The sequence below is a fragment of the Zooshikella ganghwensis genome, from assembly GCF_018263875.1.
GTDB classification, from domain to species: domain Bacteria; phylum Pseudomonadota; class Gammaproteobacteria; order Pseudomonadales; family Zooshikellaceae; genus Zooshikella; species Zooshikella ganghwensis.
The window spans coordinates 43580-62738 of record NZ_JAEVHG010000001.1; the positions used below are offsets into that span (position 1 = coordinate 43580).

The 19159-nt window shown below is 41.2% G+C and carries 14 protein-coding genes; 4 read left to right on the forward strand and 10 right to left on the reverse strand.

The window, feature by feature from the left end:
* Positions 1–31: 31 nt before the first annotated feature.
* From KHS79_RS00170 to KHS79_RS00195, 6 genes are all read right to left on the reverse strand, one after another.
* Complete coding sequence (locus tag KHS79_RS00170; protein WP_325167626.1) at positions 32–499, reverse strand: type IV pilin protein; 468 nt, start codon at positions 497–499, stop codon at positions 32–34.
* Positions 500–802: 303 nt separating this feature from the next.
* A complete protein-coding gene (locus KHS79_RS00175; protein WP_212715631.1) occupies positions 803–2203 on the reverse strand; it encodes a PhoH family protein in 1401 nt (466 codons plus the stop codon).
* A gap of 526 nt (positions 2204–2729) precedes the next feature.
* Positions 2730–4208: an ATP-dependent RNA helicase RhlB gene (gene rhlB, locus KHS79_RS00180; protein ID WP_233468145.1), complete on the reverse strand. Its 1479-nt coding sequence runs from the start codon at positions 4206–4208 to the stop codon at positions 2730–2732.
* A 360-nt stretch (positions 4209–4568) separates the two neighbouring features.
* On the reverse strand, positions 4569–5012 hold the full coding sequence (locus KHS79_RS00185) for a hypothetical protein (RefSeq protein WP_027707101.1): 444 nt from the start codon (positions 5010–5012) through the stop codon (positions 4569–4571).
* A 64-nt stretch (positions 5013–5076) separates the two neighbouring features.
* Positions 5077–5691 carry a class GN sortase gene (locus KHS79_RS00190; RefSeq protein WP_094788450.1) on the reverse strand — a complete coding sequence of 205 codons (615 nt, stop codon included), beginning with the start codon at positions 5689–5691 and terminating at the stop codon, positions 5077–5079.
* Positions 5681–7735, reverse strand: coding sequence for a marine proteobacterial sortase target protein (locus KHS79_RS00195; protein WP_212715633.1), 2055 nt, complete (start codon positions 7733–7735; stop codon positions 5681–5683). The genes KHS79_RS00190 and KHS79_RS00195 overlap by 11 nt, the downstream gene beginning before the upstream one ends.
* A gap of 213 nt (positions 7736–7948) precedes the next feature.
* Here KHS79_RS00195 and KHS79_RS00200 point away from each other — a divergent pair, with 213 nt between their 5' ends.
* On the forward strand, positions 7949–8329 hold the full coding sequence (locus tag KHS79_RS00200; protein WP_212715635.1) for a VanZ family protein: 381 nt from the start codon (positions 7949–7951) through the stop codon (positions 8327–8329).
* Between the two features lie 28 nt (positions 8330–8357).
* Here the strand turns inward: KHS79_RS00200 and KHS79_RS00205 are convergent, their stop codons facing one another.
* The 4 genes from KHS79_RS00205 to KHS79_RS00220 form a co-directional block, all read right to left on the reverse strand.
* On the reverse strand, positions 8358–11492 hold the full coding sequence (locus KHS79_RS00205; protein ID WP_212715637.1) for an efflux RND transporter permease subunit: 3135 nt from the start codon (positions 11490–11492) through the stop codon (positions 8358–8360).
* 117 nt (positions 11493–11609) lie between these two features.
* Positions 11610–12863 carry an efflux RND transporter periplasmic adaptor subunit gene (locus KHS79_RS00210; protein ID WP_212715639.1) on the reverse strand — a complete coding sequence of 418 codons (1254 nt, stop codon included), beginning with the start codon at positions 12861–12863 and terminating at the stop codon, positions 11610–11612.
* A 588-nt stretch (positions 12864–13451) separates the two neighbouring features.
* Entirely contained in the window at positions 13452–14612 is a 1161-nt protein-coding gene (locus KHS79_RS00215) for a phage tail protein (RefSeq protein WP_212715641.1), read from the reverse strand.
* 240 nt (positions 14613–14852) lie between these two features.
* On the reverse strand, positions 14853–15302 hold the full coding sequence (locus tag KHS79_RS00220) for a transposase (RefSeq protein ID WP_051310889.1): 450 nt from the start codon (positions 15300–15302) through the stop codon (positions 14853–14855).
* 326 nt (positions 15303–15628) lie between these two features.
* Here KHS79_RS00220 and pdsR point away from each other — a divergent pair, with 326 nt between their 5' ends.
* The 3 genes from pdsR to KHS79_RS00235 all read left to right on the forward strand — a co-directional run bounded on the left by pdsR (position 15629) and on the right by KHS79_RS00235 (position 18912).
* The gene (pdsR, locus tag KHS79_RS00225) at positions 15629–16330 is read left to right on the forward strand and encodes a proteobacterial dedicated sortase system response regulator (RefSeq protein ID WP_027707103.1); all 702 of its coding nucleotides are present in this window, start codon (positions 15629–15631) and stop codon (positions 16328–16330) included.
* A gap of 8 nt (positions 16331–16338) precedes the next feature.
* Positions 16339–18447, forward strand: a complete 2109-nt coding sequence (locus tag KHS79_RS00230) for an ATP-binding protein (RefSeq protein WP_212715643.1) — start codon at positions 16339–16341, stop codon at positions 18445–18447.
* A gap of 69 nt (positions 18448–18516) precedes the next feature.
* Positions 18517–18912, forward strand: a complete 396-nt coding sequence (locus KHS79_RS00235; RefSeq protein WP_212715645.1) for an ASCH domain-containing protein — start codon at positions 18517–18519, stop codon at positions 18910–18912.
* Positions 18913–19159: the final 247 nt, after the last annotated feature.

Below are 19159 nucleotides of genomic sequence, written 5' to 3' on the forward strand. Positions count from 1 at the left end.
TTAAAAAAAAGCCCCTTTTAGGGGCTTTTTTTTAATCCCAATTAGCACTCTTGGCGTCATCACTTCTTAAAGTCACTGCATTATTATTTTCAGAACTAAAGCTATTTTTGACAGGGGTTGCTGAAAGAGTGATGATTGTATTTCTATTATTGTTTTGCTGACATTTTAATGTGATTGCATACTTGTTTGGAACGATCAGATAATTATTTTCAAAGCCTAAATCACCTTGGTCATTACAGTCAGTTCCTTGTATATTTCCCAAATTCCCTGCAAATTGCAAATTTTGAGTGAAAAACTTTTGTTGTACTTGCATAATTTCAAGCAGCTTAGTTTTAGCTTCTGATTTATTGCCTCGTTGAATATATTCACGGTAATTAGGTATAGCAATTGCCGCTAAAATGGCAATTATTGCTACTACAATCATTAGTTCTATAAGCGAAAAACCAGCTGATTTTTTTTTCATCACAATACTTCTACCTAAATTTATATCACTATCCATTAGTACTTCAGTTGTAATCAAGCGATGGTTGATTTTACTGATCTGAGGTGGGTATACCTTGGATGGTTATATTCAGATATTGCTTTTTGACAGGTGGTGAGTTTTAGATGATGTTTGGTAAAACAAGCGGGTTTTCATTTTGGCGAGGACTGTTTGAGCGAAGCGAGTTCCGCAAGCCAAGAATGGAAATCTGCTTGTGTGCAAGACCTTCAAATTAGTAAAAAAGAATTGGCAATTTTCCCGCTCAAAGAGAGCGGGATATGCAACTTCAAAACTTACGAAATAAGCTGTTTCTGAAGAAGATTATAAATTAGCCTCAGCAAATTCAGCTAAGAGTGAGCGTGGTACAGCTTTTAGCTGGATATTTCCCCCATGTTTAAACCCTTTAAAGCGTTCGGTTAAATAGGTTAAACCTGAGCTGGTGGCCGACAGGTAGGGTGTATCAATCTGAGCGAGGTTGCCTAAACAAATTACTTTACTGGCGTTGCCTGCTCGGGTAATGATGGTTTTAATTTGGTGAGGTGTCAGGTTCTGTGATTCATCGATAATGATCAGACTTTGCTGGAAGCTTCTACCGCGGATATAGTTGAGTGATTTAAAGTGAAGAGGGACCTTTTCCATAATATAATCAACGCTACCTGTAGTACATTCATCATCACAGTGTAGTGCTTCCAAGTTGTCAGTAATGGCCCCTAGCCATGGCTCCATCTTTTCCTCTTCAGTGCCAGGTAAAAAGCCAATATCTTCATCTAGCCCCTGAACACTTCGTGTGGCAATTATACGACGAAAGCGTTTGGTCACCACTGTCATCTCTATTGCTGCGGCTAACGCGAGTATGGTTTTTCCTGAGCCAGCTGCACCTGTTAGGTTTACTAGGTGTACATCAGGATCAAGCAGTAAGTTGAGGGCCATTGCCTGGTAAATATCCAGTGGTTTTAGTCCCCAGGCTTCTTGCTCTATGAGTTGATTGTAATGAAGGTGTAAAAGAATTACCTGGTCATCTGTGACCTCAGTAATACGACCAACGATGCCTTGAGAATCAAGAATAAACATGTTGGGGTATACATCTTGTAGAATACCTTCACGGGGCAGGTAATGAACGGTTTTCCCCTCTAATTGAACTGTTTCTACCTCTGCTATGTTATCCCAGAAGCTTCCTGCAATTTCATAATAACCTTTACTAAGCTGTGCGATATCAGATACCAGTTGGTCATTATGATAATCCTCAGAGTCAATGCCACAACCTCTTGCCTTAAGACGCATATTGATGTCTTTGGTGACCAAGACGATGCGCTCACCAGGCCGATCTTGTTGCATTTGGCAGAGGGTATTAATGATGGTGTTATCGTTGATGTGATTGGGCAAGTAAGAAATGTTATTGGCCTGTTGCGGCATGAGGATGGTGAGCGAGCCATTGGGTGGGCTTCGGTCACTTCGTTGTATAGGAACCCCTTGTTCGATTTCCTGGGGTGATGCTGAACCTAGAATCGTGTCAATTGCTCGAATAGCCTGACGGCAGTCTGCTGCAATTGTGTGTTTACCCGTTTTAAGTTTGTCCAGTTCCTCCAGAACGGTCATTGGAATTATTACACGGTGTTCATCGAAGTTGAATAAAGCGTTAGGGTCATGGATTAAAACATTGGTGTCGAGGACATAGTTGATGGGCAGAGACAAATCGGGTCTTGCTTGAATCAGGTTGTCCATAGTGATGGTTACCTTGTTAGGGCTAGTGATAAAAGTAACAATCCGTTCTACCAGTTTATACCTTGTTGGATGCATATATTTCGTATTGGATATACCCTTCGTTTTCGGTTTGTTTTTCCTCCATTATTCAGTGATTCATAGTTATTTAGGTTATTAACAATAGCAAGGATAAACTGATTGTTAATTTCAGTCCCTACTATAAATATTAACTAAGAATGAGTTGCTGACAAGGTGAAGGAAAAATTAAATTAATGTGAAAACAGAAAAAAGTGATTACGATAAGGTATAAGTTGTGTTTCACTTTAGCCTATAGTGATAGTAACCTGCATTTTACCAAAGGACCGTTCTGAAGTTAGCGGTAATAAATAGAATATGTAACTAAACTGACATATTGAAAATTTTAAAAAGAGTGGCTTTTTGAGAGGTATACCCTTCACGGATCATTTTTTGGGTATATTTATCGACAGTGAGGGCTAACAACTGTAGATGTAAGTAAATTTTTTTTACAGTCGTTAGCAGTTTTGTTTTATCGTTGATATTTTTTATGATGCTTACGAGGAGGACGTCGTTGCATCTTTTGAGGTGGAATATCTAGCGGTTTGAAAACATTTTCAGGTGGCTGTTGGTAGTCTAACTTTTTGCCTAAAAGTGCTTCAATAGCGGGAAGGGCAAAGGCGTCGTTTTCACCTGCAAAACTAATGGCCATACCCTTTTTACCTGCTCGACCTGTTCGCCCTATGCGGTGCACATAATCTTCAGGATCTTCTGGTAGTGCATAATTAATGACTAGATTTACATCGTCGATATGTATTCCTCGTCCAGCAACATCAGTGGCGACCATTACTGTAATCACACCACTTTTGAAGTTTTCCAGCGTTTTAATACGCTTCTGCTGATGTACTTCTCCTGATAATAATGCAGCTTTAAAACCTTGATGTTTAAGCTTGTCTGCTATGTGGCGAGTTTCGTCTCTTCTATTCGCAAAAACAATAGTGCGACACTCTCCTTGCTCCTGGAGAATATTGCATAAAACAGTGAATTTATCTTGCTCTGTAACTAAGTACAGTTTTTGTTCAACAGTATTCGTTGCTACTGTTTCAGGTTCAATTTCCACCTTTGTAGGCTTATAAGTCCACTGTTCTGACAGGTTTAAAATATCTTGAGTAAAGGTGGCGCTAAATAACAGCGTCTGACGATCACCACAACGAGGTGTTGCTCTAACAATACGACGTACTTGTGGGATAAAGCCCATGTCAAGCATACGATCAGCTTCGTCTATTATCAGGATTTCAATAAGATCAAGAAAGATATCTCTGCGCTGCAAGAAATCCAGTAAACGCCCTGGTGTTGCAACAACGATATCACAGTAATCAGTATTGAGTTGACGGAGCTGCTTCTCATAATCCATACCCCCAACCAAGTTAATCACATTCAATGGGGTGTATTTGGTCAGAGCTTCAGCATCTTTACAGATTTGCAGTGCTAGTTCGCGGGTTGGTGCTAATACAAGTGCACGAGGTTCACCGGTATAGCGCGGCTCGGGTGGTGGTACTTCTAACAACTGCTTAATGGTTGAGATTAAAAATGCTGCAGTTTTACCTGTACCAGTTTGTGCTTTACCAATCGCATCGCAGCCTTCAAGGGTGATTCCCAAAACTTCTGCCTGAATGGGCGTACAATACTGAAAGCCCTGGTCTTGAATGGCATGCATAAGTGGTGAGGGTAAGTTAAAGTCGTGGAAACGAGTCTTACCTGGTTCAGGGTGAACGACAAATTGGCTTATGTCCCAATTAGTTTGACGTCTCGTGTTAGGTGCTCGATGGTCAGGCTTACGTTTGTTTTGATGTTGACGGGTTGTCTTTTGCTGATTACGAGCTGCTTTTTTATGATCACCTGTTTGATTTGGGTTGGTTTTACCTGGTGTCGTCGTACTAGCGTGATGAGTTGTGCTTTCTTGAGCAGTGTCTGTGCGTTTTTTTAGAATATGTTTGATGCGTTTTAACAAAATTCACCTTTCCATTGCATTGTATGATGTGCTTAGTTTACCTCAGTGGAGGAAATTGCAAAGTCTGGACACGATTTTTGTGTAGTCTTTATGGGTCATCGAGAGTAAGGGTACGCTTAAAAATGACTTATGTGTGACCCTTATGGCAAGTGCATGTTTTTTATTGACCCGCTGACTACTTCTATCACCTCTGTAAAACTAAGTATATAGCTAAATGCTGGCGCTGAATGCTCTTAACATTCTATGAGACAAAAGAGAGCAGGTAGCTATGAGGCAAAAGAGAGCAGGTAGGAGGAAGAGAAGTGCTTAGCCATCAAAGCCTAACGGCTTTTGTGTCCAAGCACTGGAGTATTGACAGGTCTAGGCTAGACAGCTCAGTGAACTATTACTTAACTGACCAGCAAGGTGAAAAAAGTTCGAGCGAACGGGGGTGATCACCTGGCCTGCACTATTGAGTGCACCTGTTTGGTAAGAGGACAATAACTGAATCTTACCTAGTAGTTGTTTATTTAAACGATCAATCTGTGTCACCGGAATTCTGTATTCCGTGTGCTCGGGACCACCAATACGCTTCACTTCAAACTGCTCAAGATAATGAGAATTAATATCAAAGCTGACAATATGGGCAGCACCAAATTGTGGAAGATACCACTCGAGAGCCAGTCTGCGAGCGAATGATTCATGAAGCAATGGGTAGAAGAACTTTTGTTGCATCTCCTCACCCGGAAAAGCAGCAAAGTCCCGTTGCTTCAGATGTGCCAGTTGTTCTGGACCAATTGGGCGGTAAAGCGTTGTTGTTTTCATGGGTCGTCAAGCTGCAAAAGAAAATTTAATTGCCGGCCTTGCCTTATGTAATGCAGTATAGAGATTAAATGGTAAAGTGCTGTGCGTTTGTTAATGTTTTTAGTTGCTGTTTTGTTTTTTTCTGTATTGCTTGCACTATATAACGATAAGGTCCACCAGTCTCTAAAGCATCAAAGGGATAGCAGGTTACTAAAATAAGTTGATTAAAGCTATTATTAAGCACTAATTTTTCGGTACGGGTATCAGCAATTTTCGTTTTTATGACTTGATAATGAATTTTTTGCTGGCGAGCTTCAAGGGTTAATACGTCACCTGTTGTTAGCTCAGCCAAATGACTAAAGTGAGTATCACGATGGCCACTAATCACCACAGTACCAGGATTTCCAGGTAAAGCTGAAGCGGAAAGATGTCCTGGGGCAAATGCCAATGCTCGTCCTGTGGCGCCAGATAATACGATCATGGGTGGTTGATGAGGTAAATGAAGTCGTGCTACAGGCCATGAGTCTGCCCACTGCCAAGGTTTTTTTACTTGTTCACCTTGCTTGCTGTTTTGCCAGGCTTGTTCAAGAAGATACTGAGCAAGTGTCGCCTTCCCTATGATATAGCCAGCATGCAGTGCATGCCAGCCTGAGATTAACAGTAGCGCGGCACCTAACCACTTGAAACATTTATATTTCATAACGTTTCCTCAAGGTATTCCAGCTTAAACACAGTACGCCAAGTAAGGCAGTGATCAAAGCCATTAATTGGTGCCAAGGTGCAGCTGTTGCTGTTTGAGGAAATCCAGTCGTTTGATAAGCATTTCCCTGCGGTAATGCATTAGGAATAACTGCTGATTGGGTTGGTTTATTTGCTGGTTTTACAATCTCCTTTGCGACAGCGACAAAGCTGGTATAACGGGAAGCAAGCTGATGGGTGAGTGCAATTTGAGTAATTTGCTCTGGTAGCGCATTGTTATTTGTTTGAATGTACTCATCTTGAAGCGCTTCAATTTGCTGCCTTGCCCATAACTTACCAATGCCATTTGCTGGTTGATGTAGCTGTGCTTCAGGTATGACTTGCTGCCAAGCTTGTTTACCCATTTTTGCCTTAATTTTCAGGGGAGATTTAAGCGAGTCCAGTTTTCTTGTGATAATTAAAGGCTGCCCTTGGTATAAATCAGCAACCGTTTGCTGAAGACCATCTGGCCAGGTCACTGTTATGCCTGAAGCGATAGGATTTTGAATTTGATGAAATAAATGCGTGATACGCTGTTCAACGGTACTAATATTAGGAATATAAGTAAATGTGCCTCGACCAAACTCTGCGGATTTACTCATAAAGTAACTATTTGGCGCTGAGCCAATGCCTATGGTGAATAAACGGCGAGGTGCCAGATTTTGGCTAATATATTGAAGTATTTCTATTTCATTACCAACACTACCATCTGTCATAAAAATCATCTGACTGAGCTCTGTGTCAGTAAGTGGCAGTGCTACAGCAGTTTGTAATGCGGGTAAAATTTCTGTTCCTCCATCGGCTGTCAAGTCATCGATAAACTTAATTGCATCAGCCAAACTTAACATGGATACCCGCTGTGAGTGTTCAAAAAGTGTTCTGGTTGTTGAGTCAAATGCAATAATATTAAACCGGTCATTAGGGTTTAATTGTCGTAATGCAAATTGTAATGCCGCTTTTGCTTGGATCATTGAATTACCGGCCATTGAGCCTGATGTATCGATGATAAAAATTTGCTCTTTACTCAATGGCTTTTTACTGTCTTGTATTTTGGGTGGGATAACCATTAACAGGCCATAGGTTTCACCCATTATATTTTCAGTAAAAAAAGTGGCCTGAGGTTGCAGTTCTGTTTGTGGTTGCCAGATAAGCTCTAAGTCACGGTCAAAAATAACGGCATCATTTTTAAGTTGGACTGTATATTGGTGATCATTTTTATTAATTTTGAGCTTATGGGTTGGACTGGCCAAATGAGTTAATGGTAACCCAGCATTGATTTTAATACTTAAGTTTACTTTTAATGGCACTTGATGTGCTGCATGTTGTGGTAACGGGGGAAGTGGTGATGATTGTGGGGCAGGCTGAGAGTTTGAATTTGTTTGAGCAGTTTGGGCACCTTGGTATCTTGGGGTGATCGTCATGGGAAATCGTAACTGATACTGATTGTTAACGTAGGGTACTGACTGCATATAGGAAATTTTGACTTCTATGGTTTCTTCAGGAGCGATATTGGCAACTTGTGTGGTGAATAAATTGGGCCGGTGCTGAGATAATAAAGATGCTTGTTGGCCTGAGGCTTTAGCTGTTGTGTAAATATGTTTTGCCTCGTCCTTACGCTTAATTAAACCCTTAATCGTTCGATCACCAATCGTCATTTCCATGGCATAAACTGCAGCATTTTCAGGTAAAGGAAATGCATAAATACCTTCAGCCCATTCAGAACTACTGTTTTTAAAGCGCTGAGTGACAGTAACAGCAGCAATGATACCATTCACATCAATGTCTACATGGTTATCTAGGCGTAGTGCATTAGTATATGATGCCTCCTTTTTAAGGAGCAAGCTGCCTGAGGTAACTTCTTCTGGACTCTGGTAGACCTCATAGTAGTCATTTGACGTACTGGCTTTAGCGGTTGTAAATGTTAATAGGCTTAAAAAGCAAAATAACCACAAGCTAATGGCTAGCCACCCTAAGTACTGGTTAAGTGCTGCGAAATCATCTTTCATTATGAATGCTCCTTCCTCGTTAAGGCTTATTTAACAAGAGAAAAAGGCCATTGTTATTGGTGGAATGTGATGATTTTGGGAGCAATTATGGCGAAATGTGGCATAAATGATGGACTTGGCATTTTATACTAAATTAGTTGCACTTTCTTTCGCTATTTCTCTAAATAATATGCAGTATTGAATCTATTTATAATCATGAAGGTAATGAGCTTAATGTTAAGATATTTTCCAGTTATTGCATTTTTTTGTTTTATTTGTTGGATAATTGTAAGTGCTGATAGCGGCGAGCAAATCATTTTTATGAAAATGATGGCTGGTGTACCTTATGGTGATAAATTAGGTCATGTATTTTTATATGGAATTTTAACCTGGTTGCTAAATAGTGCGCTTAACTACAAATCTATAAAACTGGGAGGAAGGTCTTTACTGTTAGGTGCGGTGGCTGTTTTCAGCTTTGCGTTACTGGAAGAAATAAGCCAGCTTTACTTTCCTAAAAGGACATTTGACCTGGTTGACTTAACGGCTGATATTGTTGGCATAACGCTTTTTTCCTGGGTGCCTTATACATTTTATAGAAGAAACCTCCCTCTTTAGTAAGTGTCACCAAAGAGGGAGATTTTTTCTAAGCAGTTTGTTTCTTTGTGAAATAAACTCGAGCTTTTTTCTTTAATTGGCTTATATCTTCTACAACGCCATACAGTGATGGTATCAAAAACAAGGTGATCACTGTGGCGAAAAGAATACCAAAGCCAAGTGCGACAGCCATAGGAATCACAATTTTGGCCTGTAAACTTTTCTCCATAATAATAGGTGCCAACCCTAAAAAGGTTGTCAGGGAGGTAAGTAGAATGGCACGAAAGCGTTCTTTGCCTGAGGTCTGAATCGCTTCGCTGACACTTTTACCTCCTTCTTTCACGGCTTTATTAATAAAATCCACCAGAATTAAACTGTCATTAACCAATACACCTGCAAGGGCGATGAGCCCATAAATTGACATCATGCTGATGGATATATCAAACATCCAGTGACCTGCTACAGCGCCAATTAAACCAAATGGAATAATCGCCATGATAATTAAAGGCTGACTGTAGGACTTTAAGGGAATGGCTATCAAAGCATAAATTAACAATAGCCCAAATATAGCCGCTTGAATCATGCGTTGAATTGTTTTTTGTTGCTCTAAGCTGGCACCTTCCAAATCTGTCTTAAGTGATGGAAATTGACGCTTGAGTGAAGGGATAAAATTATCCTCCAAATCACTGATGACTTCTTGTGGTTCAACTTTGCCTGGGTCGATGTCTGCACTGATAGTAACTACGTTTGTACTATTAATTCGACGTATTTCACTGGGCGCAGGCTCTTGTCGCCAAGTAACAGCCTGGTTGAGTGGCATGGTATTTTCACCATCTACCCGTACTTTAAAATTAGCTAAGTCGCCTAAGTCTGATCGCTCATCTTTAGGGTAGCGGAGCATGACCTTTACTTCGCTGGTACCACGTTGGAAGGTCTGAATTTCATCACCATGAACACCTTGCCGCAACTGGTTACCAATATCTGCTAGTCGAAGTTGATAAGCAATCGCTTCTGGCATCAGAGATAATACAAAATCAGGGCGAGGTGCACTGTAACTGCTTTCTATATCAAAAACGCCGTCATAGGTCGTGAGCTGTTTTTTAAATTCAGCCACGGCCTGAATAAGTGCATCCTGATCTCGGCTGGAAAATTGAAAGAAAATAGGCGCACCACCACCGGCATTAGTGCTGGAATCAAAGCTAAGTTTTTTAACGCCAGGCAAGGTTCCTACAGCTTTCCGCCAATGGTCACTGATGGTATTGGCATCCCACTGTCGCAGCTCAGATTTAGTGAGTTCGACAACCAGCTCTCCACCTGTTTCGTCTGTGGTAAAGGTGAGCAGGTGTTTTAGGAAACCATCATCTTCAGCATATTGCTTTTTATAGTCTTCATTAATATCGGCAATTTTTTGTTCGATAAGTTTGAGCGTATTATTACGGCTGGTGTCGGAGGTGCCATCATTCATTGTCAGGTTAACTTGAATAAAGTCAGAGGGCACATTAGGAAAGAACACGAAGCGCACAATACCGCTTTGCAGAATACCTATTGTTAACATCAGCAGGCTAATAAAAATAGCAATTGTCGTGTAACGCTGTTTATAGGAGCGAGCTAATAAAGGTTGATAAACGCCCTGAATCAAAGACTGTAATTTTGCATCAAAACGGTCTTGTAATTTGGTGAGCCAGGTTTTCTTGTTAGGCTCATATTTCATGCTGACAAGGTGAGCAGGCAAAATGAGCTTTGATTCAACCAGCGAAAACAACAGACATAAAATAACGACCATCGCAATGGATTCGAAGAAGGGGGCAGCATTTCCCCCTACGTTCAGAATAGGCCCGAATGCTGCCATGGTTGTCAGTACACCGAAGGTTGCAGGTACCACTACCCGTTTAACACCGGAGATCACACTTTGATGGCTGTGACCATATTTCACAATATGGGTGTAGGCGCTCTCACCAATAATAATGGCATCATCAACAATAATGCCAAGTACTAAAATAAAGGCAAAAAGGCTAACAACATTAATAAATACCGGGAAAGGACCATGAGGCATTAACCATAGCGCGCCTAGAAAACTGATAGGAATACCTAACACAACCCAGAAAGCAACTCGGATTCTTAAAAAAAGACTTAATACGATAAAAACCAGTAATGCACCAATGCCCATATTTTCGAGCATCATGTTGAGCCGGCCTTTAAGATAAAAAGAAATGTCTCCCCAATAAGAAATTTGTAAGGATGTTGGTAATTGTGCTTGTTTATCAGCAATGTATTTTTTTACTGCATCTGCTGTGGCTATTTCATTATCACCTGCGGCTTCAACATATAAACCAACAGATAATTTTTGATTAAAACGAGAGAAATCACCTGTATCGGCAAAACCATCCGTTATTTTTGCAATATCGCCCAGCAATAATTGGGTACCATCTTGATTGGCACGTATCACAAGTTGGGAAAAGTCTGCAATGGTTTTGGCTTGGCCTTCTGCACGTAGCTGAATACGTCCACTATCTGCTTTGATAACGCCACTGGCAATATCAATTGAGCTACGCTTGAGTGCATTGGCTATTTCGTCAAAGGTCAGGTTATACGCTTGTAAGTCTTGCTCAGAAACTTCAATGGCAATTTCAGCTTCACGAATACCATAAAGTTCTGCTTTGCTGACTTCGGGTAAGGCTTGTACTTCATCACGTACCTCTTCGCCGACCCGATGTAATGTTGCATAGTCAACATCGCCGTAGAGTGACACATAAATTACTCGGGTTTTGCGTTCACTTTTTTTGATATGGGGTTTTTCTACGGCATCTGGAAAAGAGGTAATGCCATCAACAGCGGTTCTTACCTCATCCATAATATCGTCGACGTTGTAGCCATTGGCTACTTCCAGTGTGATGTTGGTGTAGCCTTCTATAGCAAAGGACTCAACTTTTTTTATGCCCGCGATAGTCCGGATGGCTGACTCTACTCTGAGCGTGACGCTTTGTGATACTTCTGTTGGGGAAGCACCAGGATAACTGATAGAAACAACAACATTATCAAGGGTAAAATCAGGAAACATCTGTTTTTTGATATTAATTGCTGAAGATATACCTACAGCAAGTAAGAACATCATAAGCAAATTAGCCGCAACAGGATTAGCGGCGAACCAGGCAATGACTCCTGATGATGATTTGGTCGTTTGCATACTTATTCGCCTAAAACCTTCTCTAGCATATAAACCTTGTGCTTACGCACATAAACCACATGGAGTTGATCCTTGCGCGTCCAGTATTTCATGTAGCCTATAGCTGTCTTCATTTACTTAGCCTTCGCTAGAAGGTGTTAGGTTTGATGAAGTTTCTTTATTGGCTGAAGTTTGTGTTGATTTTATGGCAACGGTCGATTGCTGTTCGGAGTCAGTGATGCTGACTTGCAGACCTGGAATAGGGTTAGGAATAGCGGTCAGGCACAATCTGTCACCCTCACTAAAGTTATTCTTAATAAAAGCACTTGCACGCTGCTCTCGAATTAGTTTTACAGGACGTATACGCAATGTGTCGTCTTGATCAATCACGAGTACTTGCTGACGGTTGATCAGTAGATGGCGTGGAATTTTAATGACATTTTCAGCAGCAACCCCGGTAATTGTGGCTTTAACAAATGAGCCAATAGGTAAAGGTACCTGCTGACTCTCTTGTTTTGCTGTAGCAGAAAGTGAGTAAGGGTCTTTGATACGTGCGACCAAATAGTGCATACGTGTTTTGGTGTCGACTACAGCTTCTTGGCGGGTAATTACAGCTTGCCACTCATGATCTGGGTTGTGGATTGAGGTGAGTATGACTTTTGGCCCCTGAAACTCACTTTGTCCATATTGAGGCAAGTCGAGATAAGGCATGTCACTGCGTTTAATGGGTAAGCGAATTTCTGCATAATCGGTTGCAAAGGTGTCTCCTAGCTGTGCACCCGTGGTTACATACTGGCCCACATCAACTTGTCGTGCCTTCGTCATACCATCATAAGGCGCGCGAATTTCTGTACGGGAGAGGTATTGCTGTGCTTTGTGCAAGTCAGCTTTGGCAGCATGAACTGCGGCTTTAGCTTCTTGCACATAGGGCTTGCGTAATACTAGATCATTAGCTTGCTTTAATGACCGCCCACGTTGGGTCCAGTCAGTACGAGCTGCTTCTGCTTTGCCTTGTTCTTCCATCAGCTTCGCTTCGGCTTGTGCAAGCTGAGCTTTGGCTTGTTCGACAGCTACTTTATAGTCAATGGGATCAATGCGAAGTAATATATCGCCCTTTTTGAAGGTGCCACCACTGACAAAGGTTGGAGAAATTTCGAGTACAGTACCTGCTACTTGTGAAATCAGTGTCGTTTCTGTACGAGGATTGATGGTGCCCTGGCTGCTAACATGAAACTGAACGGTTTCTTCAACAAAAGGCTTTGTCTCTACAACAAGAGGTGTTGCAGGTTTTTCGGATTTGGCGGGTTCAGGTTTCATGTTACTTAACTGCCAAGTAGCGACAGCCGCCAATGCTAACAAACCAATAGGGGTGATAACCTTAAGCCACCTCATGGATGATGATACTCCTCGATGCAAAATCGAACTGACTGGGTCATTTAATATGGGCGAATACCTTAGCAAGAACCTGGGTCTTTGCCAAAGAACATTTCACTTTATTCAGAAAATCTCATGAGCAGCTTAATGCGGCTATAACAGTATATCTACAAGGGGTATAAGGACTGCAATACAAGGTTTACTTAATATGCACAACAAGCTTCAAAATAAGACAGGCAAGTAGGTAAAATGATCCCAAATTATGTGAATATTCTTTGTTTTTTATGTGAAGGGCGTAACAAGCCTAATTAGTCAGAGGTTGATGTGTCGTGCTGGCAGGAGACATATAACTATCTTTCTTTACAAACAGCATCCTTAACAAAAGCCATCTTCTGAAGCATCTTTGTCTAAAGCCTGCAAATCGCCCGTCAAACTCGTCGTAAATCCATCCCTGGAGACTTGGTTACCGTGTCCTTGCGGTAAACAGTTTGATGGACGTTACCCAGCCTTTGCCTGCCATTTGCTTTTTATCACAGAGAAATACCACATATGCCCATGTAATAGTCATTGGGTATAGCAAAAAGAGGGCTGGCAGTGCACGAAGGTTTAATTAAAAATAGATTCCAAGGATGCAACGGGAAACCAATCTGATGGATGATCAATAAAACCAGTGACTACTGCAGGCAGTGCAAGAAGAACTTGCCCTTTTGTTGAAAGCCGTAATGGGTGTGTATGTGTATAACTACCAAAACGGTTAACTGGTTTTAGGTGAGTTGTGCAAAAACACCACTTTTGGTGCTTCCAGCCATTTGCCCAATGCATGTGAGATATATCACCTGAAAGCACTTTTACAAAGGCACCAACTGTGCTGTAGAGGTTTTGGGGGACTGCAATATGGCCGTAGTCACTTTGGGCAGATGTCATAAAGGCTAACCACCTATTTCTGTGTATTTCAAGTTTATCCCAGTTTAACTTTATGATATTAAAAGAGCTTTTGTAGTGGTTATCTTTTAAAATTGCAAAATCAGGAAACTGTTCTTGGATATCCTTTTCTATTTCTTTAAGAACAGTGATTTCTTGTTCAGACCTGTTTTCGGGAGCGCTGTCAATACTCTGAAATAGAGAAGGTGTTACTTCACTTGGCACATTTAGGCCCACAACACTTTTTGAGAAGTTTTGTTTTTTTTCTTTTTCGTTGTTGATTACTATTTTGGAGGGGTAATGTAGCGCTTGATTTTGTGTTAGTGCTATTCTTGGTATCATCTTTTTAAATAAGTGTAGATTTTCTTCCTGTTGTTTATCTACATATTCTCTGGAAGCTAAAGTGACACTTGGATCGATTTTTAATTCAATATGTTTAGCATTAGCGACTTCGATGATAACTTTTAAATAAAGGCTACTCCCGCTTCCTTCTTCGAGTTTAGGCTTATAGGTTTTAGGATATTTCCCTACACTGATTAAGTTGTTTTGCTCATCAAATAATCCAAATTCAGTGATACACCAACCACCTTCTGTAGCAGGAATTTCTGCTTCAATAACGACCCAAAGTGGATTTTTTTCATCTTGATATAAATGGTTGATTTTACCATGCCAGCGTTCTCGGGTGAGGTGCCGAGTTTGCTCGGTGGGAAATACTTCTGCACCACTATCTTGACCACCATCGCCTACTTTGATTGTTGTAAGCTTTAGTTTGGTATCTTGTAAAATAGCGTTGGTTAGCTGTGCTTTACCTATATCAGTTAAAATACTGTAGTATTGATTATTCATTATTTAGTAAATACTTTTGTTGTTGAAATTCGCAAGAATTTTTTTCTTTAAGTATTTTACTGGTGAAAATGAAAGTCCATTAGGTGAAATTTTTCAATTTCTTTGGAAATATACGGTTAAGTGATGCATTGATTCAAGATGATTAGCTCAAGACGTTAGTAGAAATAGGTTATTTACTACCAAAGGTCTACTCGTGTGAGCAAGAGCGTTCTAACTCACACTGAGTACTCATGGTAAAAATCACAAAGGTGTAGTGATAATAGGTAAGTGGTTAACACGGTGTGCTGTTTTGGCTTTTTCTGTTGTTAATTGGTGTTGTTTTATAAGTTTGCGTTTTACTCTACGGGCGGTGTCGTAAGACACTTTAAGTTCATGCATTAATGATAAAGCAGATAGTTTCTTTTGATGGGCAAGAAAATAGGCTGCTTTGAACCAGTCTTTAAGAGGAAGCTTAGTGCCTTGAAATATTGTGCCACTGATAAGTGACTGCTGCCGGTGACAATGGTTGCATTGGTAGAGTGGACGGGTTTTAAGGGTGCAATGCTTGGCACAACCACAGCTAGGGCAACGAAATCCATCGGGCCAGCGGAGCTGAAATAAGAGCTCATGACACTGGCTTTCGGTACCAAACTTATCTGCGAAGTGTTCAAACCCCTGAGTTTTGACAAGCGATATTAAATCAATTTCCATGATGAATCCCTTCTGCAATGATGAATGTATTGCGGATTTGTTCATTGTATTAGTCGTCAATATACGTATATTGATCTCTATCAGGGTTTTTCGGCTGAATTAGATGGGTAATTTCTAACTCATATGTCATGATCAGTCGTCTTTTGTACCTTTATCAGTGGGTATAACGTGTGAACATTGTTGGCAAACTTCTGCTAACTTCTTCCGTGCTAAGCTTTAAATAGTTCATTGTAGTTCTTGATAGCTTATTCTTGATGGTGGTAATAGTTGTCATCATGGTCATCGCGCCGCATAATTGGCGACAGTTTGTTCTGGTGGAGGCTTAAATGCAGCGTTATATCGCCATTGTGGAAGATGAAGCGGCCATTCGTGAGAACTATCGGGCGGTACTCACACGTTATGGTTATCATGTCAGCATGTACAGTAATCGCCGAGAAGCTATGGCAGCATTTAATCAGCAGCTTCCTGAGCTGGCAATTATTGACGTTGGTTTGGAAGATGAGATTGAAGGGGGCTTTGATCTTTGTCGTGAGCTTCGGGCTATTGCACCACAGTTGCCGATCATCTTTTTGACGGCGAGAGACAGTGAGTTGGATGCAATTTCTGGCTTGCGCTTGGGAGCTGATGATTATCTGACAAAAGACATCAGCTTAGAGCATATGGTTGCGCGGATTGTTGCGTTATTTCGCCGTGTGGATGCACTTCAATCAAAAGCACCCGCAGATCAAGGCCAACAATTATGCTGTGGGGACTTGGTGATGGACCTTGATCGGATGACAGCAAACTGGCAAGGTCAGCTGGTGCCACTAACCTTAACAGAATTTTGGCTGGTTTATGCGTTGGCAAAACACCCAGGACATGTGAAAAACCGCCAGCAACTGATGGATGCTGCAAACGTTGTGCTTGATGATAATACCATTACCTCCCACATCAAGCGTATTCGCAAAAAGTTTTCTAAGCTAGATGCTAATTTCCAGTCTATTGAAACGGTATATGGGTTTGGCTATCGCTGGCACCCTCAAAAATAGCAGCCTATATGCGTCTTCATATTCAGTTATTTATTATTAGTCTTATTACCCTGGCGCTACCTTGGGCTGGCTGCCAGTATGTTAAAGAAATGGAAACTGCCCTGCGCAGTGGACAGGAGCAAGCAGTGCAAGCAACCGCTAATGCGATTGCAAGCACCCTTACCAGGGTTACCTGGCCAAAAGTAGAAGGGGAGCAAGTGCTGTATGCTCACTCACTGAATATGCCTTTGGTGATTGATGGCTATCATGAAGACTGGCCGTTTTCTAATCAGCAAATTAATCACTTTCTTAGCTTAAAGAAAGAGTCAATGGCGATGCGTTTAGGTGCAGGAGGTGACCAGGCGCTCTATTTGCACATTACCTATCAAGATGATCGAGTTATCTACCAAACTCCTATGCAGCGTTCTTTATTTGCTTCTGATGCGCTGTTAATTCGAGTACAAAAAGGTCAAGAACATCAAGCTTATTTAGTACGTACACCTGCACCTGGCAAGGTGATTGCCGAACAGATTATTGTTGAAGAAAAACAAGTCATCCTTATTCCAGAACCGGATATTCAGGGGCAGTGGCAAGAGACCGCTCAGGGTATCAATATTGAGCTACGTATTGCACATCAACGGGTGGGTGATCGAGTTGCAGCAGGTATGGTTGACTATGACTTTATAAATCAGGTTCAAACTGTCGGTGCGCTTTTTAATGAACCTGTCATTGGGGAAGATAGTCTTATAGCGGCATTGGCCGGAGCAGAACCTATCCCTTACCAGCTGGTTACACCAACACCACACCTGAAAGCTTTGTTATCTCCTTTTGCGTCATTAGGACAACAAGTAGTGCTGGTTACCCCTCAAGGCTGGGTGCTTGCCTCAGCCAAACCTAAAAATAAAAACACGGCATTAGCTGAAGATATTGAGCAGCATCATATCGTTGTGCCTTATTGGCAGCGCACTTTGTTACATTGGATTTTGTCTTCTTCAGAATCTCTTCCAAAATGGTCATTGCGGTCAGGTCGAGTAAGCGCTGAATTTATGCAGCATGTTTTACAAGACAGTTTAGCTTCTCAGTGGTTTCAAGGTAGTAAGCAATACACCAATAAAGTCGTGGCAGGTACTCCAGTAGTACAAGATGATCAGGTTATTGGCGCTGTGCTTGTTGCAAATGCTTCTGATGAAATTGTATCGCTCACAGATAAAGCCTGGCTGGGAATGATAGGCGTAACATTTTGGGTTATCACCCTTGTTGTGGTAGTGCTTGTGGGTTATGCAGTGCTATTATCCAGTCGTATTCGGCGTTTAAGCCGCCTGGCCGAGCAAGTGTTGACAGCGGAAGGGCAACTGGCACAGGTATTTCCTGCTTCAAAACGAAAAGATGAAATAGGCGATTTGTCCCGGAGTTTCAAAGTTTTGCATCAGCGACTTTGGGACTATATGCATTATCTGCAAAGTTTATCGAGTAAATTAGCCCATGAGTTAAGAACTCCGTTAGCCGTGATGCGTTCTTCTCTTGAAAATCTGGAAATGGAAAACTCGTTGTCTAATACGGCAAAAGACTATGTATTAAGAGCCAAAGATGGTGCTGATCGATTACGGCATTTAATTGATGCCATGAGTGAAGCAAAACGTGTGGAGCAGAGCTTAGCGCAAGCAGAACCAGAATGTTTTCCTCTTGATCAGGTAGTCAATGGTATGGTTTTGGCCTACCAGGATGTTTACTCTAACCATTGCTTGCAGGTAGATATACAACCAGGGTTTTATTCACTATGGGGAGAAGCTGACTTTATCGTACAGTTGTTGGATAAACTGGTGGATAACGCGGTTGATTTTACCCCTGCTCAAGGATTAATTCGAATAGCACTTAAACAAGAACAAGAAAACTATTATTTAACGGTATTTAATCAAGGCTCATCTTTACCAGATTCAATGCGTGATCAGCTATTTGATTCTTTGGTATCTGTTCGTAAAGAAACCTCTTCTAAACAACACTTAGGGTTTGGTTTACATATTGCCAAATTAATTGTTGACTGGTTCCAGGGGCGTATTATGGCAGAAAATGCAGAAGGAGAGCATGGTGTGATATTTACTGTTGTGTTGCCCATAGTCAACCGTTATAACCCAAAATAATTTAGCCATTTATTAAAGCGGTTTCTTCAGCGAAGGGAAAAAGAGGTATTTTTGGTGTCATCAGGATTCATGATAGAAATTAAGGGTAAGCCGGTCAAAATAGAATACTCAGAAGGTGATATTCATGTGATTGGCTTGATGGATATGCCTTTTGAGTGGATCAAACAAGGCTCAAAGTCTGTTGAGGTTCGGGCGAATAGTGATGTCCGACCATTTGATTATAGTGTCATTAAACCTGGACATACTTTACGTCTCATTAACGAACAAACGGGTGAATCTTTAGAACGCCGTGTTATTCGAGTTGATCATTATCAGACAGTAAAAGAACTGCTTAATACAGAGGGAATGGAAAATACGTTACCCACTTTGGAATCTGTTGCGGAGGCTATTGAGTTGATACATAGTTTTCCGGGCTATAAGCAGGGTATAGTAAAGTACGGCGTTTATGCGATAGAAGTTATGTAGAGTTTAGCGCTGGCTTCATTATTTGCCATCTACAGATGGTGACCATGTTTAATGTATGGTTATACCCTTCACGAATGGTTTCTAGGTTTTGTTATCTTCACTCCTCACCTCAATCACCTATTAATATTGGTTCATGGAGCTTCGTCACTTGATGGCCGCACCTAAAAACCATTCGTATTGGGTATATTTTCTGGTATGTCTGTCGCCCCTTCCTTAAGGATCAAGAAAATTTGGTTACTTAATGCGT